Source organism: Lysobacter cavernae, assembly GCF_042648505.1.
Classification (GTDB): Bacteria; Pseudomonadota; Gammaproteobacteria; order Xanthomonadales; family Xanthomonadaceae; genus Lysobacter_L; species Lysobacter_L cavernae.
On the sequence record NZ_JBHRXK010000003.1, the window covers coordinates 63,303 to 87,620 of the forward strand.

At 66.3% G+C, this 24,318-nt stretch carries 24 protein-coding genes and 1 riboswitch; of the genes, 14 read left to right on the top strand and 10 right to left on the bottom strand.

Annotation, left to right across the window (positions count from 1 at the left end; genetic code table 11):
• Window positions 1-21: 21 nt before the first annotated feature.
• The 3 genes from ACFOLC_RS07450 to ACFOLC_RS07460 all read right to left on the bottom strand — a co-directional run bounded on the left by ACFOLC_RS07450 (window position 22) and on the right by ACFOLC_RS07460 (window position 3,198).
• Window positions 22-876 (bottom strand): alpha/beta fold hydrolase, encoded by an 855-nt coding sequence (locus ACFOLC_RS07450; RefSeq protein WP_386758621.1) that lies wholly within the window; start codon window positions 874-876, stop codon window positions 22-24.
• A 173-nt stretch (window positions 877-1,049) separates the two neighbouring features.
• Complete coding sequence (locus ACFOLC_RS07455) at window positions 1,050-2,753, bottom strand: amidohydrolase (RefSeq protein WP_386758622.1); 1,704 nt, start codon at window positions 2,751-2,753, stop codon at window positions 1,050-1,052.
• Between the two features lie 103 nt (window positions 2,754-2,856).
• Window positions 2,857-3,198, bottom strand: a complete 342-nt coding sequence (locus tag ACFOLC_RS07460) for a YciI family protein (protein ID WP_386758623.1) — start codon at window positions 3,196-3,198, stop codon at window positions 2,857-2,859.
• 660 nt (window positions 3,199-3,858) lie between these two features.
• On the opposite strand from ACFOLC_RS07460, the gene ACFOLC_RS07465 reads away from it, so the two are divergent.
• Window positions 3,859-4,329, top strand: a complete 471-nt coding sequence (locus ACFOLC_RS07465; protein WP_386758624.1) for a hypothetical protein — start codon at window positions 3,859-3,861, stop codon at window positions 4,327-4,329.
• A gap of 370 nt (window positions 4,330-4,699) precedes the next feature.
• Here the strand turns inward: ACFOLC_RS07465 and ACFOLC_RS07470 are convergent, their stop codons facing one another.
• From ACFOLC_RS07470 to ACFOLC_RS07485, 4 genes are read right to left on the bottom strand one after another with little or no spacing between them, the layout of a single operon-like run.
• Entirely contained in the window at window positions 4,700-5,449 is a 750-nt protein-coding gene (locus tag ACFOLC_RS07470) for a sulfite exporter TauE/SafE family protein (RefSeq protein ID WP_386758625.1), read from the bottom strand.
• Complete coding sequence (locus tag ACFOLC_RS07475) at window positions 5,446-5,862, bottom strand: DUF6691 family protein (protein WP_386758626.1); 417 nt, start codon at window positions 5,860-5,862, stop codon at window positions 5,446-5,448. The genes ACFOLC_RS07470 and ACFOLC_RS07475 overlap by 4 nt, the downstream gene beginning before the upstream one ends.
• On the bottom strand, window positions 5,859-6,284 hold the full coding sequence (locus ACFOLC_RS07480) for a YeeE/YedE family protein (protein ID WP_386758627.1): 426 nt from the start codon (window positions 6,282-6,284) through the stop codon (window positions 5,859-5,861). Before ACFOLC_RS07480 ends, ACFOLC_RS07475 begins: the two co-directional genes overlap by 4 nt.
• A gap of 1 nt (window position 6,285) precedes the next feature.
• Window positions 6,286-7,221: an MBL fold metallo-hydrolase gene (locus ACFOLC_RS07485; RefSeq protein WP_386758628.1), complete on the bottom strand. Its 936-nt coding sequence runs from the start codon at window positions 7,219-7,221 to the stop codon at window positions 6,286-6,288.
• Window positions 7,222-7,273: 52 nt separating this feature from the next.
• Here ACFOLC_RS07485 and ACFOLC_RS07490 point away from each other — a divergent pair, with 52 nt between their 5' ends.
• Window positions 7,274-7,852 carry a beta-lactamase hydrolase domain-containing protein gene (locus ACFOLC_RS07490; RefSeq protein ID WP_386758629.1) on the top strand — a complete coding sequence of 193 codons (579 nt, stop codon included), beginning with the start codon at window positions 7,274-7,276 and terminating at the stop codon, window positions 7,850-7,852.
• 26 nt (window positions 7,853-7,878) lie between these two features.
• Here ACFOLC_RS07490 and ACFOLC_RS07495 read toward each other — a convergent pair whose 3' ends face one another.
• Window positions 7,879-8,718 (bottom strand): S1/P1 nuclease, encoded by an 840-nt coding sequence (locus tag ACFOLC_RS07495; protein WP_386758630.1) that lies wholly within the window; start codon window positions 8,716-8,718, stop codon window positions 7,879-7,881.
• Between the two features lie 278 nt (window positions 8,719-8,996).
• Here ACFOLC_RS07495 and gap point away from each other — a divergent pair, with 278 nt between their 5' ends.
• Together gap and ACFOLC_RS07505 are read left to right on the top strand one after the other, a co-directional pair.
• Window positions 8,997-10,001: a type I glyceraldehyde-3-phosphate dehydrogenase gene (gene gap / locus ACFOLC_RS07500; RefSeq protein WP_386758631.1), complete on the top strand. Its 1,005-nt coding sequence runs from the start codon at window positions 8,997-8,999 to the stop codon at window positions 9,999-10,001.
• Window positions 10,002-10,084: 83 nt separating this feature from the next.
• Entirely contained in the window at window positions 10,085-10,504 is a 420-nt protein-coding gene (locus tag ACFOLC_RS07505; RefSeq protein WP_386758632.1) for a group III truncated hemoglobin, read from the top strand.
• A 173-nt stretch (window positions 10,505-10,677) separates the two neighbouring features.
• Here ACFOLC_RS07505 and ACFOLC_RS07510 read toward each other — a convergent pair whose 3' ends face one another.
• The gene (locus tag ACFOLC_RS07510; protein ID WP_386758633.1) at window positions 10,678-11,691 is read right to left on the bottom strand and encodes a ribonucleotide-diphosphate reductase subunit beta; all 1,014 of its coding nucleotides are present in this window, start codon (window positions 11,689-11,691) and stop codon (window positions 10,678-10,680) included.
• A gap of 166 nt (window positions 11,692-11,857) precedes the next feature.
• Complete coding sequence (locus tag ACFOLC_RS07515; protein WP_386759018.1) at window positions 11,858-14,218, bottom strand: ribonucleoside-diphosphate reductase subunit alpha; 2,361 nt, start codon at window positions 14,216-14,218, stop codon at window positions 11,858-11,860.
• A gap of 370 nt (window positions 14,219-14,588) precedes the next feature.
• Window positions 14,589-14,823, bottom strand: a riboswitch (cobalamin riboswitch).
• Window positions 14,824-14,988: 165 nt separating this feature from the next.
• On the opposite strand from ACFOLC_RS07515, the gene ACFOLC_RS07520 reads away from it, so the two are divergent.
• The 10 genes from ACFOLC_RS07520 to ACFOLC_RS07565 all read left to right on the top strand — a co-directional run bounded on the left by ACFOLC_RS07520 (window position 14,989) and on the right by ACFOLC_RS07565 (window position 24,317).
• Window positions 14,989-16,164, top strand: a complete 1,176-nt coding sequence (locus ACFOLC_RS07520) for a phosphoglycerate kinase (protein ID WP_386758634.1) — start codon at window positions 14,989-14,991, stop codon at window positions 16,162-16,164.
• 58 nt (window positions 16,165-16,222) lie between these two features.
• Window positions 16,223-16,864 (top strand): HAD hydrolase-like protein, encoded by a 642-nt coding sequence (locus tag ACFOLC_RS07525; RefSeq protein WP_386758635.1) that lies wholly within the window; start codon window positions 16,223-16,225, stop codon window positions 16,862-16,864.
• Between the two features lie 116 nt (window positions 16,865-16,980).
• Entirely contained in the window at window positions 16,981-17,202 is a 222-nt protein-coding gene (locus ACFOLC_RS07530; RefSeq protein ID WP_386758636.1) for a hypothetical protein, read from the top strand.
• A 235-nt stretch (window positions 17,203-17,437) separates the two neighbouring features.
• On the top strand, window positions 17,438-18,904 hold the full coding sequence (gene pyk / locus ACFOLC_RS07535) for a pyruvate kinase (RefSeq protein ID WP_386758637.1): 1,467 nt from the start codon (window positions 17,438-17,440) through the stop codon (window positions 18,902-18,904).
• Between the two features lie 137 nt (window positions 18,905-19,041).
• Entirely contained in the window at window positions 19,042-20,052 is a 1,011-nt protein-coding gene (locus tag ACFOLC_RS07540; protein WP_386758638.1) for a class I fructose-bisphosphate aldolase, read from the top strand.
• Window positions 20,053-20,249: 197 nt separating this feature from the next.
• A complete protein-coding gene (gene napE, locus ACFOLC_RS07545) occupies window positions 20,250-20,414 on the top strand; it encodes a periplasmic nitrate reductase, NapE protein (protein ID WP_386758639.1) in 165 nt (54 codons plus the stop codon).
• Between the two features lie 5 nt (window positions 20,415-20,419).
• Complete coding sequence (gene napF, locus ACFOLC_RS07550) at window positions 20,420-20,935, top strand: ferredoxin-type protein NapF (protein ID WP_386758640.1); 516 nt, start codon at window positions 20,420-20,422, stop codon at window positions 20,933-20,935.
• Entirely contained in the window at window positions 20,932-21,258 is a 327-nt protein-coding gene (locus ACFOLC_RS07555; protein WP_386758641.1) for a chaperone NapD, read from the top strand. The genes napF and ACFOLC_RS07555 overlap by 4 nt, the downstream gene beginning before the upstream one ends.
• Window positions 21,255-23,750, top strand: a complete 2,496-nt coding sequence (gene napA, locus ACFOLC_RS07560; RefSeq protein WP_386758642.1) for a periplasmic nitrate reductase subunit alpha — start codon at window positions 21,255-21,257, stop codon at window positions 23,748-23,750. Before ACFOLC_RS07555 ends, napA begins: the two co-directional genes overlap by 4 nt.
• Before the next feature lie 15 nt (window positions 23,751-23,765).
• A complete protein-coding gene (locus tag ACFOLC_RS07565; RefSeq protein WP_386758643.1) occupies window positions 23,766-24,317 on the top strand; it encodes a nitrate reductase cytochrome c-type subunit in 552 nt (183 codons plus the stop codon).
• Window position 24,318 lies beyond the last annotated feature (1 nt).

Consider the following 24,318-nt stretch of genomic DNA (forward strand, 5'->3'; position numbering starts at 1 on the left):
CTTGGCTGGCTAACGCCGGAGTCAAGCCGTGCCGCGAAGCGGCTTGGGCTTGTTTGAATTGTCAGGTGCCAATGTGTCCGGGTGGCCCGATTCCATCGAGGCCGCAAAACCGGAGACCAATTCGAGCACCTGATCTTGCTGCTCGCGATGGGGCACGTGACCACACTCCCGAAGGATCGCCAACTGGGAGGCGCCCTGCACACCACTCACGATGCGGTTGGGGAACTCAACAGAGCCGTACTCGTCAAGGTCCCCGTGGATCGCCAGGACGGGACATCTTATGTGGCCCAGATATGGGTCGAGGCTCCAGGAGGCGAATGCTGGTGAGAGCCAGGTTTGCGTCCAGGCATCCAGCACCCACTGCGCCTTGTCCCCATGCCACTTCATCAGCCTGTTGAGTTGCTCAGGGCGCCCAAACTGCTCCTTGGCCGCAAGAATGCCTGTCAACGTACGCGGCTCCACGAATGCCTGGGCCGATTCCGAGGCCACCCACTGGCAGCCGGATACCTGCGTGGCTGCAATCACCAGCGCCATCGCCCCGCCAACGCTATGGCCGAACAGCGAGAATTTGGCGAGGCCCAGTGCGCTGATGATTGCGGGAAAGTAGATTCGTGCTTCCTCGGCGATAAAGTCCGTCGAGGGCAGCCCCTGGCGCGCGGATGACCGACCAAAGCCCAGCCTGTCATATGCAATGACAGGTCGACTCAGACGCTGAGCCAGGGTGCCGGGGAAGTCACGCCAGAGCTCGACGCTGCCAAGTGAGTCGTGCAGAAGAACTACGGGTGAGTTATCAGACTTGTCGGCGGTCCACTTTCGGACAAATACGCTGCCACCCGGTACATCAACAAAAACGTCTTCGATTCTCACGTCGCTCATCGATAGCTGGTTGGCGCCTAAGCCGAGCCGCGGCGGCTTCCGGTTGAATGACTTGTCAGGCCGCGACCAGAAGATGCTGGGCGCTCGCACCGTCAGCGGACGGCCCGCAGAGTGGACCGTCCGCTGCAACCGCTGGTTAGACCGCGTACACAAGGGCCATCGTGTGCATCAGTTCACTGCCCTCGCTTGTACACAGTCTTCCCTTCCTTGATGGTCTCCAGCACAACGATCTTGTTGATGCTCGTCGGGTCAATCGTGAGGGGGTTATCGGAGAGGATTACCATGTCGGCCAGCTTGCCAGGCTCGAATGAGCCCTTGGCCGCCTGTTCACCGAACTGTTCGGCGCCCCAGAGGGTGATCATCTTCATCGCCTCGTAAGGGGTGACGCGCTCGTCGGGACCGATGACTGTCCCGGAGCGTGACGTGCGATTCACGGTTGCCCACACGACCTGCATCAGGTTGGGAAGCGCAACCGGCGCATCAGTGTGACTGGTCGCGTGCAGGCCAGTGTTCAGGATCGAGCGCATGGGCGAGATTCTGGCGGCCTGTTCCGGGCCGACGATCTGCTTGTACCAGTCGCCCCAGTAGAAGGTGTGCATCGGGAACATCGACGGAAAAATGCCGAGTGGCTTGAGCGCCTGCACCTGGTCCGGCCGGATGAACTGGCCGTGGATGAGGATCACCTGGCCCGGCTTCACACCATGTTTGGTGACCACGGGCTTCAGCGCCTCGAACAGCTGGTCGATGGCGGCATCACCATTGGTGTGGACCTTGACCGGCCAACCCTTGGTGTAGGCCTCGTCGAGATAGGCCTCGACCTGACTGGTGTCAGGAATGGCCGGGTATCCCTTGTAGCCGGGTTTCTGGCCATCGGGCGGGATCAGGTAGGCGACGGTGCGCCAAGCCGTGCGGCCTTGGGGCGAGCCGTCGAGCGTGATCTTGAGGCCGGCGAGGCGGTAGCGGTTTTTGTAGGTCGTGGAGAAGCCGCGGTCGATCTCGGCGCGGTTGGTGTAGTCCATCCAGCCGGTGAAGTCGATGTCGACGAGCCCGCGTTCGGCGGCACTCACCATGTCGGTATGCATGGCGCCGAACATGCGGCCCTCGTTGGCGGTGGTATAGCCGTAGCTCTTGGCCATCTCCAACCCGCGCTTCAGAAAAACGTCCTTTCCAGCCTGGGTGGTCGGCGTGAGGAACTTCACCACGTAAGGCATGGCGGCGAGTTCCTCAAGCACCCCATTCGGGGTCTTGCCGTCAGCCTCGCGACGGATGACGCCACCCTCCGGGTTGGGCGTGTCGGCGCCGTAACCGATCATCTTCAAGCCCGGCGTGTTGACCGCCGCGAAATGACCCGAGATATGCGTCGCCATCACGGGAACGGTGCTCGAGACCTTGTCGAGATCTTCGCGGGTCGGGTGCCGGCCGAGCAATGCATCGTCGTAGCCGACGCCGAAGATCCAGCCTGTCAACTCAACGTCTGGCCCGACGGAGAAGGTTTTCAGCCTTGCCACGAGATCGTCCATGGTGTTGACCGTGCCGTCCGGAGGGGCAAGCAGATTTGCGCCGACGGCTTGGGTACCGAACTGCTGGGCGTGAGCATGGCCATCGATAAATCCGGGCATCAGCGCCTTGCCGGCGAGGTCCACGGCCTTCGTCGTCGCCCCCTTATGTGTCTTCTCAATGTCTGCCTTCGCGCCTGCGGCCAGGATCTTCCCGTCCTTGACCGCCAAGGCCTCGGCGTTGGGCTGAGCATCGTTCATGGTGACTATGGGGCCGCCGGCATAGATGACATCGGCCACCACTGTCGGGCCGGACGGTTTGCATCCCGACACGGGCAGCGCAAGGGTGAGAACCACAAATATCGATCTTACGAAGTACATCTGATGGTCTCCTGGATTGGCTCGGCACGGCCTATCGCCTGAATTAAGCCGAGCCGCGAAGCGGCTTCGGCTGAATGAATTGTTAGGCCGCACCAACCACCCCTCATGACTGCGGGTCGAACCCGAAGACGCGCAACTCCTGGTCGCAGCTGCAGGCCTTTGCGATGCGTGCGGCCCATGCGACGGCATCCTCACGCGAGGGTAATTCGAGCACGGTGAAGCCGCCGTTGAGCGGGGGCGCCCACGGGTAGCCGCCCTCAGTAACAGTGCCGTCGGCCGAGACGAGCACAGGCAACACGTCTTCGTCGATACCGCCACCGAAGACGTAGACGCCTGCGGCTTTAGCCTCCTCGATCACGGCATGCGAGTCGCGGACCACCGCCTCCCACTCGTCGTCGAGCACGACCATCGCCGCGCTGGGGAAGGAGATCAGGTACTTGGCCATGGCGCCCCTTCTTTTTTTGGGAATGATGGCGATCGTGAAGCGTGTGTGCGGCCGAACGCCTGAATTAAGCAGACCCGCGTAGCGGGTTCGGCTTGAAAGAATTGTCAAGCAGCAAGCGGTGATCCATCAACTGCATGAGATTTTTACCGTGCTCTGTCCTGCTGGTGGCAAGGTAGAAGATGCGGCGGCCAAGTAAAACTGCCTTGAACCTTTTGTAAGTGTTGAGGTCGTGGGGGCTTGAGCCGAAACGTCTCCGTAACTCCACCGTTCTTTGGGATGGCGCGTAACAAGTAGAAGGCGACGACACCGTCAGGGCCTGCCTCGTACTCTTTGCACTCAAGAAAGTGGGTAGCGGTTACATCAATCATCTGCTGCCTAGCGCCATCTAGACCCCAAATCGGGGCGGCAACGGATCGTCAGCCAATGGCGGCAGGGGCGTCAATCCGATCAGTCGCGTGTTTGTCCGGCCGTATCCGGACCAAGGGGCGGCGAGCGGACATTCGGGTCTGCAATCTGCAACACTTCCCCCGCTCCGGTCGCCGACGTTGTCGGGATCGCAGGTCACGCCACACGGATGCGGCGGAGCGTCACTGTCTGTTTGCGGCGGCCCCTTCGGGCATGCCCGAAACGGACTCTCACACCACATAAGGAAATGCACACGTGAGCCAGAACCTGATTTCGCTGGATATATCCGCCGAAGACCTCGGGGCCATCGACCAGGCCTTGTCCGTCATCGAAACCCGCTTTGCCGGGTTGTTGGCGCTGGAGGCGGACGAGCGCCGCGCGCTGGTCAAGATGGGCGACAAGTCCGAGGCCTTCTGCCGCCAGACGCTGATGGCGCTGGTGCAGAACCCGCAGGTGGTGCCGCCGAGCCTGGACGTCTCGGAGGCCACCGACGACTTGCGCGCGATCGATGCACTGCGACCGCGCCTGGCCCGCCTGGAGCGTCTGGTCGAACGCGTCAACGACACCGCGATTGCCTTGGGCAGCGACGTGATGATGGCGGCGCTGGAAGGCTACGCCCTGCTCAAGGTGTCCGGCCGCGGCCAGGGCCTGGAAGGCCTGCGCTCGAACCTGGGGCAACGCTTCAGCGGCGGCCCGCATCGCCCGGCGCCGGCGCCGCAGGACTGATCGCGCCGCTCGCTTGCCGGAAAAAGCCCCGTTCGCGGGGCTTTTTTCTGGGCGGCCGGGGCTATTTTGCCCGCCGCCGCAGTGCCGCCACTGCGTGCACGGCGCTTTGAGGGTCGGCGCCGGCGTCGCGAGCCCCGAGGATGGACAAATTTTCACCATCGACGGGGCTTTCAGTCCCGTCATCGCAGTTCCCCAGCTCCGCGCACGCGGCTTTTTGCCGCGTCATCGGAGTCCGGTGGGTCGGCGACGGCGAATTTTTCCCTGGCAACGGCGAAGTTTCCTCCGCAGCCGCAGTCTCGAGCTCACGTAGGGCGGGTTTTCAACCCGCCGCCCGACGCGTCGACTCCCTGCGGCGGGTTGAAAACCCGCCCTACGCAAACAGCAGCTTGCCCGCCGCGATCAGCAGCACCACGCCAAGAGCCCGGCGCAGGCCTTTCACCGGCAGCCACTTCAAGCCCAGTTGGGTGCCGATCAGGGCGCCGACGGCGACCGCGCCCAGCCACAGCGGCAGTGCGGTCGGCAGGGTGCCGGTGGCGTGCAGCAGGCCGGCCAGGCCGGTCAGCGAGTTGATCCAGACGAACGCGACCGAGGTGCCGCTGGCTTCGCGCGTCGGCATCCAGTGGGCGAACAGCAGCAGCGGGGTCAGGAAGATCGCGCCGCCGGTGCCGGTCAGGCCGGAGAGCACACCAATGGCCGCACCGATCAGCAGCCCCGGCAGCCACGGCACGCGCCGGCCGGCGGCTTCGGCGTCCTCGCGCTCGCCGCGCGCGGCGTGGCGGAACACGCCGATCGCGGCCACCAGCAGCACCAGGCCGAGCAGCAGCGAATAGCTTTCCTTCGGCAACTTGATCTGCGCGGCAAAGAACGCCGCCGGCGCCGAGGCCAGCACGAATGGCAGCACGTTGCGCCAGCGCACGTAGCCGTTGCGCCAGAAGCGAAACAGGCCGATGCCGCCGACCAGCAGGTTCAGCGCGAGTGCGGTCGGGCGCATCTGTTCCGGGGCGAAATTCAGCAGCGCCATCGCGGCGATGTAACCGCTGGCGCCGGCATGGCCGACCGACGAATACAGCGTGGCGACCGCGAGGAACAGCAGTGCCAGCAGCAGTTCGGTTTCGTTCAAATGCGGCTCGTCACAAGGCGGGCGAGCTGCGAGCCTGCCAGCAGGGCGATGACGAACACAACCGGCTCGACACTGCCGTGGGCGAGATTGGCCAGCGCCGGGCCCGGGCAATAGCCGGCGATGCCCCAGCCGATGCCGAACGCGGCGCTGCCGCCAAGCAGGCGCGCATCGATGCGCGGCGACGGTGCCGGCGGCAAGGCCTGGCCGTCCAGCGTGCGGCCGCGCCGGCGCAGCCAAGCATAACCCGGCAGCGTCACTGCGAGTGCGCCGCCCATCACCAGCGCCAGCGAGGGGTCCCAGCGCCCGGCCAGGTCGAGGAAGTTCAGCACCTTGTCGGGGTTGGTCATGCCCGACACCGCCAAGCCCAGGCCGAACAGTGCGCCGGCAATCAATGCATACGCGAGGCGCTTCATGCCTGCACTCCAAGCACGTGGCGCAGCACGTACACGGTCACGAAGCCGGCGCCCATGAACATCAGCACCGCCACCAGCGAGCGCTTCGACAGCCGCGCCAGGCCGCAGATGCCGTGGCCGCTGGTGCAGCCGTTGCCCAGGCGCGTGCCGAAACCGACCAGCAGGCCGGCCGCGATCAGCCACGGCAGCGGGAAGCCGGTGCGGGGCGCGGCATGGGTGAAGGCGAACCAGATGCCTGCGGCGGCGACCAACCCGAGCAGGAACGCCAGGCGCCAGCCGCGCTCGCTGCGTTGCTCGAGCGCGCTGTTGAGGATGCCGCTGATGCCGGCGATGCGGCCCAATGACCACAGCAGCAACGTGGCGGCCAGGCCGATCAGGGCACCGCCGATCAGCGCGGAGAGCGGAGTGAATTCGGTGGGCATGTCAGGGGCGTTCCAGTGGAAGTCTGTCGAGGGGGATTTTCAGGTAACGCACGCCGTTGTCCTCGGGCTCGGGCAGGGCGCCGGCGCGGATGTTGGTCTGCACCGCCGGCAGGATCAGTGCCGGCATCGCCAGCGTGGCATCGCGCGCTTCGCGCATCGCCACGAACGCGTCTTCGCCCGTGCCCTTGCCGACGTGGATGTTGTCGCGTTTCTGCGCCCCGATCGAGGTCTCGCAGGCGACCTCGCGTTCACTGCCGTCGGGAAGCTTGGCGCCGTAGTCGTGGCAGACAAACACGCGGGTGTCGTCGGGCAAGGTATCGAACAGGCGGTGGATCGAGCGGTACAGCGTGCGTGCATCGCCACCGGGGAAATCGCAGCGGGCCGTACCGCCGTCGGGCATGAACAACGAGTCGCCGGTGAACAGCGCATCGCCGATCAGATAGGCGTTGCTGTCGCTGGTGTGGCCGGGCACCGCGATCACGCGCGCCTCAAGCCGGCCGATACGGAAGCGCTCGCCGTCGGCGAAGAGGTGATCGAACTGCGAACCGTCGACCGGGAAATGCTCGCCGAGGTTGAAGATCGGCTGGAACGTCTTCTGCACGGCGCGGATGCCTTCGCCGATCGCCAGCCGCGCCTGCGGCCAGTGCGACTTGAGCCAGAGGCCGGCGCTGAGGTGGTCGGCGTGGGCGTGGGTTTCCAGGATCCACTGCACCTGCAGGCCATGCCCGCGCACGAAATCGACCAGCCGCTGTGCGGAGTGTGTCGAGGTGCGGCCGGCCTTGGCGTCGAAATCCAGCACCGGATCGATCACCGCGGCCGTGTTGCTCGCCGGATCCTGCACCACGTAGGACCAGGTGTTGCTGTCGGCGTGGAAGAAGGGGTTGACCTCGGGATGCACACGGGCCTCCTGGGCTGGGGCTCCCGGGCATTGTGTCATTGCCAACGGTCCTGTCGAATAATGCCGGTCCGGCCATTGGCGGAAAGACAGCATGAACCCCACATCTTTCCGATCCCTCGCATCGCTGCCGCGCCTGGCTGCGGTGGCCGCGTGGGCCGTGATCCTGGCCGGCCCCGCCAGCATTCCCGCCATGGCCCAGACGGCAACGCCTTCGATGAACCTGCGCGACACCCTCCCGAACCTGCGCCAGCCACGCGCGGCCTTGCTCACCGCCGGCCAACCGCCCGCCAGAGCCTGGAAGGCACTGGCTGCGGACGGTGTTACCACCGTCATCAACCTGCGCCCCACTGACGAGATGGGCGGACGCGACGAAGCCGCCGAAGTCGCGGCCGCCGGCCTGCGCTACCACGCGCTGCCGGTGGCCGGTGCGGGTGATATCACGACCGACAATGCGCGCGGGCTGTGGACGCTGATCGCGCAAGCGCAAGCGCACGGCAAGGTGCTGGTGCATTGCGCCTCGGGCAATCGCGTTGGCGCGTTGCTGGCGATCGCCGCCGCCGGGGAGGGCGGCGTGAGCGCGGAGCAGGCGTTGCAGTTTGGCCGGGCTGCCGGTCTTGCCGGCCTGGAGCCGTTGGTGCGCGAACAGCTGGCGCTGCCGCCTGCGCCGTAGCCCGGCCGCGTAATCGATCGTTGCGATCAGCCGCCGAGCGCGGCGTTCAGCGTGGCAGCCAGCTGCGCGCCGCCGCGGCGCAGTTGGACTTCGGCCACCGGTCGCCAGGTTTGCAGGTAGTCCGGTCCGATCACCGCTTTGGCCGGATACAGGCCGGGGCGGATCGCGATCTGGCACGACGCCTCGGCCCATTCGGCCGACGCCGGCGGCAATGCCTCGCGTGCCATCGGCACGGCCAGCGGCAGCGCGCGCAGGCGCTGCAGCCAGACGGCTTCATCCAGCCCGGCAGCGTTGAGCATGCCGCTGTCCCACAGCGAATGCAGGTTCGAGCCCTTGCCGTTCAAATTGACCTGCACGTCGTTGCCGCCCTTGTCGCTGGCGTAGCCGGCGTGCAGCGGCTGGTGCACGTCGCCGACAAAATGCACGACGAATTTCAACGCCTGCAGTCGTGCCGTCCGCGGCTGGTCGCGGTCGGCGAGGATCGCGGTCTGGGTGCGGATCGCCTCGACGACGCAGTCGCCGCCATTCGGGCAATGCCGCGCCTGCACGTAGACGCAATCGTCCTCGGCGATGTTGACGTAGTGCCACTTGCTGCTGCGCTTGCCCAGGTCGGGGTCGTGCTCGCGCAGCTCGTCGGCCCAGCTGGCGATACCGGGCAGGGTGGGGTCGCTTTCCCCGGCCAGCAGCGCATCGATGGCGCGCCGGGTCTGCGGGGTCAGCTCGTCCCAGGCCAGGGCGGCGACCAGACGGTGGCCGAGGCGGCCCCAAGCCAGGGCATTGCCGGGGACGAGCGCGAGTGCGAGCAACAAGGTGAGAAGCGCGCGGGCGGGGATCGCGTGCGCGCGGGGCGTGATGGGACGGGTCATGCCGATCACTTTAGCCGACACGACCCGCGCCCGGGATGACCGGCTATGGCCGGATCATCGCGCCGATCCAGTCAGAACTCATGACGTAGCTGCGCCGCACACCAGCGGCTCGATGGCGACGGTGCCCGGCCGCCTTGGTCATGGTCAATTCACGCCAGTGCCCGCCTCAGGAGCGGGTCACGCCCGCCTGTTAGAATAGGCTTCCCCTGAAGGGGATCTTACGTGTCGATCATCCGTCCATCCGCCGCGCCGGGCGCGGCCGCAGGAGCTTGCTAGTTATGACCATCAAGGTGGGTATCAACGGCTTCGGCCGCATCGGGCGCAACGTGCTGCGTTCGGCCGTGCAGAACTTTGGCAACGACATCGAGATCGTCGCCATCAACGACCTGCTGGAGCCGGATTACCTGGCCTACATGCTGAGCTACGACTCCGTGCATGGCCGCTTCAAGGGCGATGTGTCGGTCGAAGGCAACACCCTGGTCGTCAACGGCAAGAAGATCCGTCTGACCCAGGAGCGCGACCCGGCCAACCTCAAGTGGGACGAAGTCGGCGCCGACGTCGTCATCGAATCCACCGGTCTGTTCCTCGACAAGGCTACCGCGCAGAAGCACCTCGATGCCGGCGCCAAGAAGGTGATCCTGTCGGCACCGTCGAAGGACGACACGCCGATGTTCGTCTACGGCGTCAATGACAAGACCTACAAGGGCGAGGCGATCATCTCCAACGCCTCGTGCACGACCAACTGCCTGGCGCCGTTGGCCAAGGTGCTCAACGACAAGTGGGGCATCAAGCGCGGCCTGATGACCACCGTGCACGCCGCCACCGCGACCCAGAAGACCGTCGATGGCCCGAGCAACAAGGACTGGCGCGGCGGCCGCGGCATCCTCGAGAACATCATTCCGTCCAGCACCGGCGCGGCCAAGGCCGTCGGCGTGGTGATCCCGGAGCTCAACAAGAAGCTCACCGGCATGTCGTTCCGCGTGCCGACCTCGGACGTGTCGGTGGTCGACCTGACCGTCGAACTGGTCAAGGACGCCACCTACGCCGAGATCTGCGCCGAGATGAAGGCGCAGTCGGAAGGCGCGCTGAAGGGCATCCTCGGCTACACCGAGGACAAGGTGGTCGCCACCGATTTCCGCGGCGATACCCGCACCTCGATCTTCGACGCCGACGCCGGCATCGCGCTGGACGGCACCTTCGTCAAGCTGGTCAGCTGGTACGACAACGAGTGGGGCTACTCCAACAAGTGCCTGGAGATGGTCAAGGTTGTTGCCGGCAAGTAAGCGGCACGTCGCCATCGTTCAAGACAAGGCCGGCGTTCGCCGGCCTTGTTTTTTTGTCTCGCCGGCCACAGCTATCACCCGTCATGAGCGAAACCCCGCCCCTCACCGAGCAGGACCTGGCAACGCTGGTCGACCGCTTCTACGCGCAGGTCCGCATGCACCCGCAGCTCGGTCCGGTGTTCAATGCCGCCATCGACGACTGGCCAGAGCACCAACGCATGCTGACCGCGTTCTGGTCATCGGTGGCGCTGGGAACGAAAAGCTACCGCGGCAATCCGATGTCGGCGCATCGCCCGCACCCGATCCGCGCCGAGCATTTCGACCATTGGCTGGCGCTATGGCGCAGCACCGCGAAGGAAGTGCTGGCACCGGAGCACGCGGAACTCGTCGGCGGCTACGCCGAGAAGATCGGCTACAGCCTGCGCTACGGCCTGGGCCTGCTGCCGCGCGAAGGTTCGCGTGCCCTGGATTTACCGGTCGTTGCCGCTCCGCCGGAGCGCTAGCACTTTCCGTCCTCATGCGGCGTGTCCTGCCGGCACGTGCAGTGAGGGGGCCTGCTTTCCGCAACGCGACGACGCAATAACAGCAGATCCCTCGCTGCGCTCGGGATGGCATTGAATTCAGGGTATGTGTGCTGCTGCGGGCCGGACGCCAGTGCGCGAAAGCCGGGGATTGATCAGAATGCCGCGTCGAAGGCCACCTCGCCCTGCACGCCGACCTGGTAGGCCGAGACGCGACGCTCGAAGAAGTTGGTCACTTCCTGCACGTCCTGCAGGTCCATGAACGCGAACGGGTTGCTCGCACCGAAGTGGCGGGGCATGCCCAGCTGGCTCAGGCGCTGGTCGGCGCAATACTGCAGGTACTGGCGCATGTCCTTGGGCGACAGCCCGGCGACGCCGCCGGACAGCACGTCCTGGGCGAACTGCATCTCGCACTCGACCGCTTCCTCCAGCATCAGCACGACCTGGCGTTGCAACTCGTCGTCAAACAGTTCCGGCTGCTCGCTGCGCGCGGTCTTGATGACCTCGAAGGCGAAGGCCATGTGGCAGCTCTCGTCGCGGAACACCCAGTTGGTGCCCGCGGCCAGCCCGTGCAGCAGCCCGCGCGAGCGCAGGTAGTAGACGTAGGCGAAGGCGGCGAAGAAGAACAGGCCCTCGATGCAGCAGGCGAAGCAGATCAGGTTGAGCAGGAACTGCCGGCGCTGCGCGGCGGTCTCGATGCGCTGCAGGTTCTGGATCGAGTCGATCCACTTGAAGCAGAACTCGGCCTTGGCGCGGATCGAGGGAATGTTCTGCACCGCGTCGAAGGCCTTGGCGCGCGCGACCGGGTCGGGCAGGTAGGTGTCCAGCAATGTGAGGTAGAACTGCACGTGCAGCGCTTCCTCGTACAGCTGCCGCGACAGGTACATGCGCGCTTCGGGCGCGTTGATGTGCTGGTAGAGGTTCAGCACCAGGTTGTTGGCGACGATGGAGTCACCGGTGGCGAAAAACGCGACCAGGCGTTCGATCAGGTGGCGCTCGGCCGGGCCGAGCTTGTGCTTGAGGTCGTTGACGTCGAGCGAGAAGTCAACCTCCTCGACCGTCCAGGTGTTGCGGATCGCGTCGCGGTACATCTCGTAGAACTGCGGGTAGCGCATCGGCCGCAGGGTCAGGTCGAAGCCGGGGTCGAGCAGGCGGGTGTCGGTGGCCATGGGAATCCTTTGCGTGGAAACCCTCTGCCCTTGTGGGAGAGGGTGGCGCGAAGCGCCGGGAGAGGGGGACGCTGTTGTTCTTCCTGGGGGGAGGGCGCGTCCCCTCTCCCTGGCGCCGTTGGCGCCTGTCCCTCTCCCACAAGGGGAGAGGGAGGTGGGACTACTACTACTGGCAGGCCTCGCAGCTTTCCGGGTTCTCCAGCGAGCACGCCATCGCTTCGACTGCGCTGTACTCCGGCTTGGCTGCTTCCACAACGCCGCTGACCGTGGCCTTGGCGATCTTCGTCGCCGGGCGCGAGCGCAGGTAGTAAGTGGTCTTGAGCCCCTTCTTCCACGCGTACATGTACATCGACGACAACTGGCCGATGTTCGGGCTTTCGATGAACAGGTTCAGCGACTGGCTCTGGTCGATGAACGCACCGCGCTCGGCGGCCATGTCGATCAGCGAGCGCATCGGCAGTTCCCACGCGGTGCGATAGACCTGACGCAGCGATTCGGGGATCTGCTCGATGCCCTGGATCGATCCTTCGGCCATCTTGATGCGGTCACGCAGTTCCGGTGTCCACAGGCCCAACGCCTTCAGCTCTTCGGCCAGGTAGCGGTTGACGACGAGGAAGTCGCCCGACAGCGTCTCGCGCTTGAACAGGTTCGACACCTGCGGCTCGATGCACTCGTAGCAGCCGGCGATCGAGGCAATCGTCGCGGTCGGCGCGATCGCGATCAGCAGCGAGTTGCGCAGGCCGTGCTTGGCGATGCGTGCACGCAGGCCGTCCCAACGCTCCGGGTTGCTCGGCATCACGCCCCAGGCCTCGAACTGCAGCTCGCCCTGCGCCGCGCGCGTGTCGGCGAAGCCGGGGTGCTTGCCGCGCTCCAGTGCCAGTTCATTGGAGGCCGACAGCGCGTGGAAATAGATGGCTTCGGCAATCTGCTTCGACAGCGCCCGCGCCGGTTCCGAGTCGAACGGCATCCGCAGCTTGAAGAACACGTCCTGCAGGCCCATCACGCCGAGGCCGACCGGGCGCCACTTCAGATTGGCGCGGCGCGCGGTCTCGATCGGGTAGAAATTCAGATCGATCACGCGATCGAGCTGGCGCATGGCCAGGCGCACGGTCTGCGCCAGCTTGTCGAAGTCGAAGCGACCATCCTCGCCGTGCACCGGGCCCTCGGCGAAAAGTTCGACGTGGTGCGACAGGTTGATCGAGCCGAGGTTGCACACTGCGGTCTCGTCCTGCGAGGTGACTTCCAGGATCTCGGTACACAGGTTCGACAGGTGCACGACATTGCCGGAGAGCAACGTCTGGTTGCAGGCGCGGTTGGACTTGTCCTTGAAGTTCATCCAGCCGTTGCCGGTCTGCGCCAGCGTGCGCATCATCCGCGCGTACAGCTCGCGCGCCTTGACCTGCTTGGTCGCCAGGCCGGCGAGTTCGGCGGCGTGGTAGGCATCGTCGAAGGCCTCGCCCCACAAGTCGGTCAGTTGCGGCACCCTGGCTGGGTCGAACAGCGACCAGTTACCATCGGCCTCGACCCGGCGCATGAATTCGTCGGGGATCCAGTTGGCGAGGTTGAGGTTGTGCGTGCGCCGTGCCTCGTCACCGGTGTTGTCGCGCAGTTCGAGGAACTCCTCGACGTCGGTGTGCCACGGCTCCAGGTACACACAGGCCGCGCCCTTGCGCTTGCCACCCTGGTTGACCGCGGCGACCGAGGCGTCGAGCGTCTTCAGCCACGGCACGATGCCGTTGGACAGGCCGTTGGTGGAACGGATCAGCGAACCGCGCGAACGGATGCGCGAGTACGACAGGCCGATGCCGCCGCTGAACTTGGAGAGCTTGGCCACGTCCATGTAGCGCTTGTAGATGCTTTCCAGCGAGTCTTCCGGCGAGTCGAGCAGGAAGCAGCTCGACAGCTGTTCGTGGGTGGTGCCGGAGTTGAACAGCGTCGGTGAGGACGGGATGTAGTCCAACTGCGCCATGCGCCGGTACAGCGCGAGTGCATCGCCGATGTCCCCGCTCAGCGCGCAGGCGATGCGCAGGAAGAACTGCTGCGGCGTCTCGATCACCGTGCGCGCGGTCGGGTGGCGCAGCAGGTAACGGTCGTACAGCGTGCGCAGGCCGAAGTAGTCGAAGCGCGCGTTGAGCGAGTGGTCGATGGCGTCGTTGAGCTTGCGCGCGTTGGCCTGCACGAAAGTCAGCAGGCACTCGTTGATCAGGCCCAGCTCATGGCCGCGCTGCACCGACTGCGAGAACGCATGGATCTCGATGCCGGCGACTTCCTTCTCGATCACGCCGGCCAGCAGGCGTGCGGCCAGGCGGCCGTACTCGGGTTCCTCGGCGGTCAGCAGCGCGGCGGTGCGGATCGACAGTTCGTCGAGCTCGCGCGTGGTCGCGCCGTCGTACAGGCCGGAAATCGTGCGCGTGGCCACGCGCATCGGGTCGACCGCGAACAGGCCTTCGCCGTTGCGCGTCACCGCGCGCACGATCTTGTTGAGGTCGACCGGTTCGCGGCGGCCGCTGCGCTTGGTCACCGTCATGGTGAGGTTGGCGGCGGGCGGGGTCAGGGCGAAGCCCGGTTCGGCATCGGTGGGTGCACGGTTCGGCGCGGCGGCGGTCGCGGTCGCCGCGTGAGGCGCTTCGGTCAGGGTGGTCATGGCAAGGCTCCAGTGCGTGGCGCACGGCTCGTCGTCCTTTCCCTCGAGGGACGACGCACGAAGACGCGGACGCACCATCGGACGCACCGCGAATGCGGCGCCGACGGCACGGCCACGCCCCCGCGGGCGCGGAGTCAGGAGGATGGAGTGCGGGTGTCGCTCAGCCCGAGACGGGCGAACGCGATGCCGGGCATCGCGGAGCGACACCGACCGTCTTCCCTCCGAAGACTCCCTGGCCGGTCACCGCGCGGTGTGCATCGCGCGGCTGTCGGCAGGTCTTCGGACTTATGGACACGGGATCGGGCTTTGACCCTACAAACCTTCCCACCTACTGGCCGTCGCTTCCCAGGGGCGATGCCCCCAGTGCCATGACGGCGGTCGTTTCCACTTACCGCTGCGGGGCAGTGCCGGCCTTGGACGCTGATGTCCGCACCGGGCTTCCCTTTTCAGCCGACCGCAAAGTCGGCACCGACGGCCACAACATAGTGGGGTCATCATGATCCGTCAACGCAAAATCTTGTGAAGACGCGGCAGGCCTTGCTGCACCGGCGATTTGCCGCGCGGCGTCGCGGACGGGACAATACGCGCCCTTGCGCCGGCCTCTGCGGCCGCGCCAACGCCGTCTCGTCCGGCCTCGAACCACGGAAGCGCCCATGTCCATCCTCCGCATGACCGACCTCGACCTGCGCGGCAAGCGCGTGCTGATCCGCGAAGACCTCAATGTGCCGATCAACGAGAACGGCCGCATCACCTCCGAGCAGCGCATCACCGCGGCGTTGCCGACGATGAAGCTGGCGCTGGCGAAGGGCGCGGCGGTGATGGTGACCTCGCACCTGGGCCGGCCGAAGGAAGGCGTGTGGAGCCAGGCCGATTCGCTGGCGCCGGTGGCCCAGCGCCTGTCCGAGCTGCTCGGCATCGACGTGCCGCTGGTCAAGGATTGGGTCGACGGCGTCGATGTGGCGCCCGGTCAGCTGGTCCTGCTCGAGAACTGCCGCATGAACGTCGGCGAAGGCAAGGACGACGAGGCTTTGTCGAAGAAGTACGCCGCGTTGTGCGACGTGTTCGTGATGGACGCGTTCGGCACCGCGCACCGCGCCCAGGCCTCGACCCACGGTGCGATCAAGCACGCCACGGTCGCCGCCGGCGGCCCGCTGCTGATGGCCGAACTCGACGCGCTGGCCAAGGCGCTCGACAACCCGGCGCGACCGCTGCTGGCGATCGTCGCCGGCTCCAAGGTCAGCACCAAACTGGAACTGCTGGCGTCGCTGGTCGGCAAGGTCGACCAGCTGATCGTCGGAGGCGGCATCGCCAACACCTTCATTGCTGCGATGGGGCATGGCGTCGGCAAATCGCTGGTCGAAACCGACCTGATCGGCACCGCCAAGAAGATCATGGCCGACGCCAAGGCGCGCGGCGCCGACATTCCGCTGCCGGTCGACGTCGTCGTCGCCCCGGCCTTCGCAAGCGACGCGCTGGCGACGATCAAGCCGGTCGACCAGGTTGGTGCCGACGACATGATCCTCGACATCGGGCCGGAGACCGCCACGCGCTACGCGCTGATGATCAAGGATGCCGGCACCGTGGTCTGGAACGGCCCGGTCGGCGTGTTCGAGTTCGAGGCCTTCGGTCGTGGCACCGAGACGGTGGCGCATGCGATCGCCGAGTCGCGCGCGTTCTCGATCGCCGGTGGCGGCGACACGCTGGCCGCCGTGGACAAGTACGGCATTGCCGACGACGTGTCCTACATCTCCACCGGCGGCGGCGCGTTCCTCGAATTCCTCGAAGGCAAGGAGCTGCCGGCGGTCGCCGCGCTCAAGCAACGCGCCTGAAGCCGCTCCTACGCCCGAAGGAAAGTCCCCTTGGGGGACAGAAGCGAAGGAGACGTTCTTGAAGCCCACCCTGTTCTTCGATCTCGACGGCACCCTGATCGACTCCGCCGTCGGCATCACCCGTTGCGTCGCACATGCGCTGACGCAGATGGCGCACCCGGTGCCGCCGCAGGACGAACTGCGGCGCTGGATCGGCCCGTCGCTTCGAACCAGCTTCGCACCGCTGCTGCACGATCCGGCTCGGGTCGAGCAGGCGGTGCTGCATTACCGCGACCGTTTCGAGAGCCACGGCTGGGCCGAGCACCAGTTGTATGCGGGCATTGGCGAGGCGATCGAGGCACTGCACGCCGCCGGCCATCGCCTGGCCGTGGTGACCGCCAAGAATGAGCCACATGCGCGCAAGATCGCCGCGCACCTGCCGTTCGGCCATCGCTTCGAGGACGTGATTGGCGCGACCGAGGACGGTCGCATCAGCGACAAGGACCAGCTGATCGGCGAGGCCCTGCGTCGTCTCGACCTGGCGCCGGACGCGTGCTGGATGATCGGCGACCGCCGCATGGACATCGAGGGCGCACGCCACCACGGCCTGCGCAACATCGGCGTGCTGTGGGGCTTTGGCGGCGAAGCCGAGTTGCGCGCGGCCGGTGCCGATCATCTGGCGGACTCGCCGGCGCAATTGCCGGGCCTGATCGCGGCCTGACGACGGCCGGTGGCTGATGCCGCCGGGGCTGTGAGCGTCATCATGGATTGCCGACAAGGCTGGGCGTAGCGTCCGCGGGCGGCCATGAGGCCGCGTCAGATCCGGGAGGCTGCATCATGCGTCGCACAAAGATCGTGCTCATCGCGATTGCCCTGACCCTGCTGTCGGGCATCGCCCTGGCCCAAAGCGGTGGCGGTTGTCTGGCCGGCTATTACGAGTACCGCAGCGACGACGGCCAGGTGATCGGCGCGTCGTCGGTCGGCTGCGCTGAAAACTGGAGTTGGGGCCTGCGCTCCGACAACTACGTGTTCCATGCCGGTTGTTCGGTTGCCAGTTGACCCCCAAGAGGAAACGGCGGCGGCACGGGCGGACTCGCGGCCTGCGCCGCCGCTGCCGGTCACGCGCAGCGGCGCTCATCATGCCGGCCGTCAATGGCGCCGCGTGACCCTTCGGTAGCGCATGGTTGCGGGATCGGAACGCACGACATGAAATCGTGCAGAACCCATCGCGCGCAATGGTCGAGGAGCACGGTGGCTGTGCTAGCGTGCAGCGGTCTACAGAAACCTGTCTGCCATGCCCGCCAACCCACGTCGCACCAAGATCCTCGCCACCCTCGGCCCGGCCACCGATCCGCCGGGTGTTCTCGACGCCCTGCTCATTGCCGGCGTCGATGTGGTCCGCCTCAATTTCTCGCACGGTGACCCGTCGTCGCAGGTCGCCCGTGCCACGGCCGTGCGCGAAGCCGCAGCGCGCGTGGGGGTCGAGGTCGGCATCCTCGCTGACCTGCCGGGCCCGAAGATCCGCATCGAGCGTTTCGCCGAAGGCCGTGTGCTGCTCAAGGCCGGTGACCGCTTCGACCTGGTCGCCAGCGTCGATGCGCCGCCAGGCAACCTGCGCGAGGTCGGCGTCAGCTACCTCGGCCTGCCCAATGACGTGCGTCCCGGTGACGTGCTGCTGCTCGACGACGGCCTGCTGCAGTTGCGCGTCGGCGCGGTCGAGGGCGAACGCATCATCACCACCGTGCTCAACGACGGCGCGTTGTCGGACCGCAAGGGGCTCAACAAACAAGGCGGCGGCCTGTCGCTGGGCGCGCTGACCGAGCGCGACAAGGAACTGATCGGCGTCGCCGCCGAACTCGGTGCCGACTTCATCGCCGTGAGTTTCTGCCGCAACGCCGCCGACATGGACGAGGCCCGCCGCGTCGCCCGCGCCGCCGGCAGTGACGCCGCGCTGGTGTCGAAGATCGAGCGTGCCGAAGCGATCGAGAACCTGGCCGAGATAGTGGAAGCCAGTGACGTGGTGATGGTCGCGCGCGGCGACCTCGGCGTGGAGATCGGCGACGCCGAGCTGCCGGGCCTGCAGAAGAAGATCATCCGCGAGTCGCTGGCACGCAACCGCGTGGTGATCACCGCCACGCAGATGCTGCAGTCGATGGTCGACAGCCCGATCCCGACCCGCGCCGAAGTGCTCGACGTCGCCAACGCGGTGATCGACGGTACCGATGCGGTGATGCTGTCGCAGGAATCCGCCGCCGGCCGCTACCCGGTCAAGGCGGTCGAGGCGATGGCGCGCATCTGCCTGGGGGCCGAACGCCAGTTCGAGATGGACACCGACTTCGAGGCGGCACCGCGCAACCTCGAGCGTGCCGACCAGGCCATTGCGATGGCGGCGATGTTCCTGTCCGAGCACATCGGCGTGCGCGCGATCGTGGCGATGACCGAATCCGGCGGCACCGCGCGCTTCCTGTCGCGGCACCGCTCGCCGGTGCCGATCTTCGGCCTGTCGCGCCACGACGGCGCGCGCCGGCGCATGGCGATGATGCGCGACGTCATCCCGCACGCATTCGACAGCCGTGGCCTGAGCGCCCGCGACGCGGCGCGTGACGCGATCAAGCAACTGTTCGGCCAGGACCAGCTCAGTGCCGGGGACCGGGTGATCTTCACCAGTGGCGACACCATGCAGCAGCACGGCGCGACCAACACGCTGCGCTTGCTGCAGGTAGGCCCGGAAGGCTGCGCCGAGGGTTTGGGCGAGCTGTAAGCGGACAGCCGGGCAACTGGTATTGGATTCCGGGGTGCCTGCTACGCAAGTGATTGATTTGTGGTTGCCAACAGCAGGCAAGGGTGGGAGTCAGCGGCTATAATCGCGGGCTTCCCACCGCTTCCCGCAGGACGTCCATGAGCATCGAACAGCTTGCCGAAACCGCCCAGGCCATGGTCGCCGCGGGCAAGGGCATCATCGCCATCGATGAGTCCAACAACACCATTGCCAAGCGCTTTGCCGGTGTCGGCATCGAGAACAGCGAAGAGAACCGCCGCGCCTACCGCGAGTTGCTGCTGAGCACGCCGAAGCTGAGCGAGCACATCTCCGGCGCGATCCTCTACGACGAAACCATCCGCCAGGCCACCAAGACCGGCGTGCCGTTCGCCAAGCTGATGGCCGACAACGGCATGATCCCGGGCATCAAGGTCGACAAGGGCACCTTCCCGCTGGCCGGCTGCCCGGGTGAGGTGGTGACCGAAGGCCTCGACGGCCTGCGCGCGCGCCTGGAGGAGTACTACAAGCTCGGTGCCCGCTTCGCCAAGTGGCGCGCGGTCATCAACATCGGCGACGACATCCCGTCGGGCACCTGCATCGAGGCCAACAGCCACGCGCTGGCGCGCTACGCCGCGCTGTGCCAGGAGCAGGGCCTGGTGCCGATGGTGGAGCCCGAGGTGATCATGGACGGCAGCCACGACATCGACACCTGCTTCGAAGTCACCGAAGTCGTGCTGCGTTCGCTGTTCGGCTCGCTGTACGAGCACAACGTGGTGCTCGAGGGCACCATCCTGAAGGCCTCGATGGTGCTGCCGGGCACGACCAGCGGCGAGAAGGCGCCGGTCGAGGAAGTCGCTGCCGCCACGCTGCAGGTGCTGAAGTCGACCGTACCGGCGACGCTGCCGGGCATCGTGTTCCTGTCGGGCGGCCAGTCCGACGAGGACGCCACCGCGCACCTCAATGCCATGAACCTGATGGGCCCGAACCCGTGGCCGCTGTCGTTCTCGTACGGCCGCGCCATGCAGTCGGCCGCGCTCAAGCTGTGGTCGCAGGACCTGGTCGGCAATCTCGCCAAGGCCCAGCAGACCGTGTTCGAACGCGCCCGCGCCAATGGCCTGGCCGCGCTGGGGCAGTGGCAGTCGGCGGCGTAAGTCTGCGCTGCAGGGTTTGAAGAAAAACGCCGGCCTCGTGCCGGCGTTTTTCGTTTGGGTTGCGCGTGCATCGTGATTGATGGCTGCGGGCAGTGGGAACGCTCACACGGCCATGACATCCACCTTGTGAGGGCGGGGTAAGCTCGGCCCGCAGATTCTGGTTCCACCGGGCGTGAGTGCTGGGGAGGGGCAGAGGTATGTCGTCGTCACCATCGGATGCCGGACGCAAGCGCAGGGAGCGCAATGTCTTCCTGCTGCTCGCCGTGGTGCTGTTCCCGGTGCTGGCGGTCGGCACGGTCGCGGCCTTCGGGTTCGCGGTGTGGATCTGGCAGATGTTCAGCGGCCCCCCGACCGGCGGCTAGACGCCATGTCCGCCACGGTCACACCGGACCTCGTTCGTCGCGCCCTGTTGCGCGGCCGGGTACGCGCGGACCCGATCCATCGGCCGCCCTGGGCCTTGGCTGAAGTTGAATTTCTCGATGCCTGCACCGGCTGCCGTGCGTGCATCGAGCGTTGCCCTGAGCAGGTGCTCGTGCGCGGCGCCGGCGGCTACCCCGAATTCGACCCCAAGCGCGGTGAATGCACCTTCTGCGGCGAATGTGCGGATGCCTGCACGGCGCGCGCGCTGGATCGTGCTGTCGGGCAGCCGCCGTGGCACTGGATGGCCAGCGTCGGCGCGGATTGTCTGGCGCGCAACGGCGTGGTCTGTGTCAGTTGCCGTGACCACTGCCCGGAGCAGGCGATCGGCTTTCGCCCGGTCGTGGGCGTGGCCACTCCGCAGATCGACAACGCGCGTTGCACCGGCTGCGGTGCCTGCGTGGGCGTGTGTCCAACGGCGGCGATCGAGCTGCGCGACGCCGCCGCATGCGAGGCCGGGCCATGACCGATGAAGTGCACATCTCCAGCTTGCTGGTGCAGCACAGGCACGAAGCCGGCATCGCGCTGGCGGCATTGATTGCCGCCCATCCCGAGCTGGACCTCGCGGTGCAGGCGCCGTGCCAGTGCGTGGTGCTGTGCGAAACCGACGACCAGTACGCACTGATGCAGCGCATCGATGCCCTGCAGGCGGTGCCGGGCGTGCTCAGCGTGTCGCTGGTCTACCACCACGCCGAACCGCGCGTGGATCTGGACGAACCGATGCTGGACGAACCCATGCCAGGCGAGCCCATGCCACACGATCTTGCGACTTCAGGAGCAGGCACATGACGATCACGCGGCGGGAATTCATCCGCAATACCGCCGTCGCGACGGCGGCCACCGCAGCGGGCCTGACCTTGCCGAGCGACGCGGCCAACGTCCTGCTCGAAGGCGACCTGACCCAGTTGAAGTGGGACAAGGCACCGTGCCGTTTCTGCGGCACCGGTTGCGGCGTCAATGTGGCGGTCAAGGGCGGGCAGGTGGTGGCCACGCACGGCGACGTGCACGCCGAGGTCAACCGTGGCCTGAACTGCATCAAGGGCTATTTCCTCTCCAAGATCCTGTACGGTGCCGATCGCCTGACCCAGCCGCTGCTGCGCAAGAAGAACGGCGCCTACGCCAAGGACGGCGAGTTCACGCCGGTGTCCTGGGACGAGGCTTTCGACGTGATGGCCGCGCAGTTCAAGCGCGTGCTGAAGGAGAAGGGGCCGGGCGCGGTCGGCATGTTCGGCTCCGGCCAGTGGACGGTCTGGGAGGGCTACGCCGCCAACAAGCTGTTCAAGGCCGGCTTCCGCAGCAACAACCTCGACCCGAACGCGCGCCACTGCATGGCCTCGGCGGCGATGGGCTTCATGCGCACCTTTGGAATGGACGAACCGATGGGCTGCTACGACGACATCGAGGCGGCCGATGCGTTCGTGTTGTGGGGTTCGAACATGGCCGAGATGCACCCGATCCTGTGGACCCGGGTGACCGACCGCCGGTTGTCGCATCCGCACGTCAAGGTGGCGGTGCTGTCCACCTTCGAGCACCGCAGCTTCGAACTGGCCGACATCCCGATCGTGTTCACGCCGCAGTCCGACCTGGTGATGCTGAACTACATCGCCAACCACATCATCCAGACCGGTCGCGTCAACAAGGGTTTCATCGACAAGCACACCACGTTCAAGCGCGGCAACGACGACATCGGTTACGGCCTGCGTCCGGACAACCCGCTCGAACTCAAGGCCAAGCACGCCAAGGACCCGAACGGCGGAGAGGCAATTGACTTCGAGCAGTTCGCCGCGTTCGTCGCGCCGTACACGCTGGACAAGGCGGTGGAGATGACCGGCGTCGAGCGCGGCTGGCTGCAGCAGCTGGCCGAGCTGTACGCCGACCCCAAGGTCAAGGTGATGTCGTTCTGGACCATGGGTTTCAACCAGCACACGCGCGGGGTGTGGGCCAATAACATGGTCTACAACCTGCACCTGCTGACCGGCAAGATTTCCACGCCCGGCAACAGCCCGTTCTCGCTGACCGGGCAACCGTCCGCCTGCGGCACCGCGCGCGAGGTCGGAACCTTCAGCCATCGCCTGCCGGCCGACATGGTGGTGACCAATCCCGAGCATCGCAAACACAGCGAGGAGATCTGGAAGATCCCGCACGGGACCATCCACGACCAGCCCGGCTACCACGCGGTCGAGCAGAACCGCGCGCTCAAGGACGGCAAGCTCAACGCTTACTGGGTGCAGGTCAACAACAACATGCAGGCCGCGGCGAACCTGATGCAGGAGACGTACCCGGGTTATCGCAACCCGGCCAACTTCATCGTCGTCTCCGATGCCTACCCGACCGTGACCGCGCAGGCCGCAGACCTGATCCTGCCGGCGGCGATGTGGGTGGAGAAGGAAGGCGCCTACGGCAACGCCGAACGGCGCACCCAGTTCTGGCACCAGCTGGTCAAGGCGCCGGGCGAGGCGCGCTCGGACCTGTGGCAGCTGATGGAGTTCTCCAAGCGTTTCACCACCGACGAGTGCTGGACCGCGCAGACGCTGGCGGCCAACCCGCAGTTCAAGGGCAAGACCTTGTTCGAGGTGCTGTTCAAGAACGGCAAGGTCGACCGCTTCCCGGTGACCGAGATCGAGAAGGGTTACGCCAACGACGAGTCCGCGGCGTTCGGCTTCTACGTGCAGAAGGGCCTGTTCGAGGAGTACGCCGAGTTCGGTCGCGGTCACGGCCACGATCTGGCGCCGTTCGATACCTACCACCGCGAGCGCGGCCTGCGCTGGCCGGTGGTGAAAGGCAAGGAAACGCTGTGGCGTTACCGCGAAGGCACCGACCCCTATGTCAAGCCGGGCAGCGGTTTCCAGTTCTACGGCAACCCCGATGGCCGCGCGGTGATCTGGGCCTTGCCGTACGAGCCGCCGCCGGAAATGCCGGATGCCGATTTCGACCTGTGGCTGGTCACCGGTCGCGTGCTCGAGCACTGGCATTCGGGCTCGATGACGATGCGCGTGCCGGAGCTGTACCGGGCCGTCCCGACCGCGGTGGTGTTCATGCATCCCGACGATGCCAAGAAACGTGGTTTCAAGCGCGGCGATGAGGTCCGCGTGGTGTCGCGCCGCGGCGAAATGCGTTCTCGGATCGAGACCCGTAGTCGCAACCGGATGCCGCCCGGTGTGGTGTTCGTGCCGTGGTTCGATGCCGGGCAGTTGATCAACAAGGTCACGCTGGATGCGACCGATCCGATTTCCAAGCAGACCGACTACAAGAAGTGCGCGGTCAAGGTGCTGGCGGGCTAAGAGAGGGAGAACGACATGCAGATCAACAGCCGCGTCCTCATCCTCGCCCTGGCATCGCTGGCGGCGGTGCTGCTGATCGCCGTCATCGTGTTGTTGCTGCGTCCCCGGCCTGAAGCGTCGGCACCGGCCGCATCGGCGCCGGTGGCGCGCGACCTGCACGATGCGATGCATGTCGGCGGGCAGGTCGATGCCTTGCGCCGTGGCGTGCCGATCGACATGGAGGCCTCGCCGCTGCCGATGGCCCGGGTCGAGAATTTCGACGTCAAGCGCGACCGGGCCTACCCGATGCAGCCGCCAACCATCCCGCACACCATCGACGGTTACCAGGTCGACAAGCACGCCAACCGTTGCATGCTCTGCCATGCGCGCGCCAATGCCGCTTCCTTCCAGGCGCCGCCGGTGAGCGTGACCCACTACATGGACCGCGACGACCAGTTCCTGGCGTCGATCTCTGCGCGCCGCTATTTCTGCAACCAGTGCCACGTCGTCCAGACCGACGCCAAGCCACTGGTGGCCAACACCTTCAAGGACGTGGACGCGATGCTGTCCAGCGAGAAGGTGAACTGAG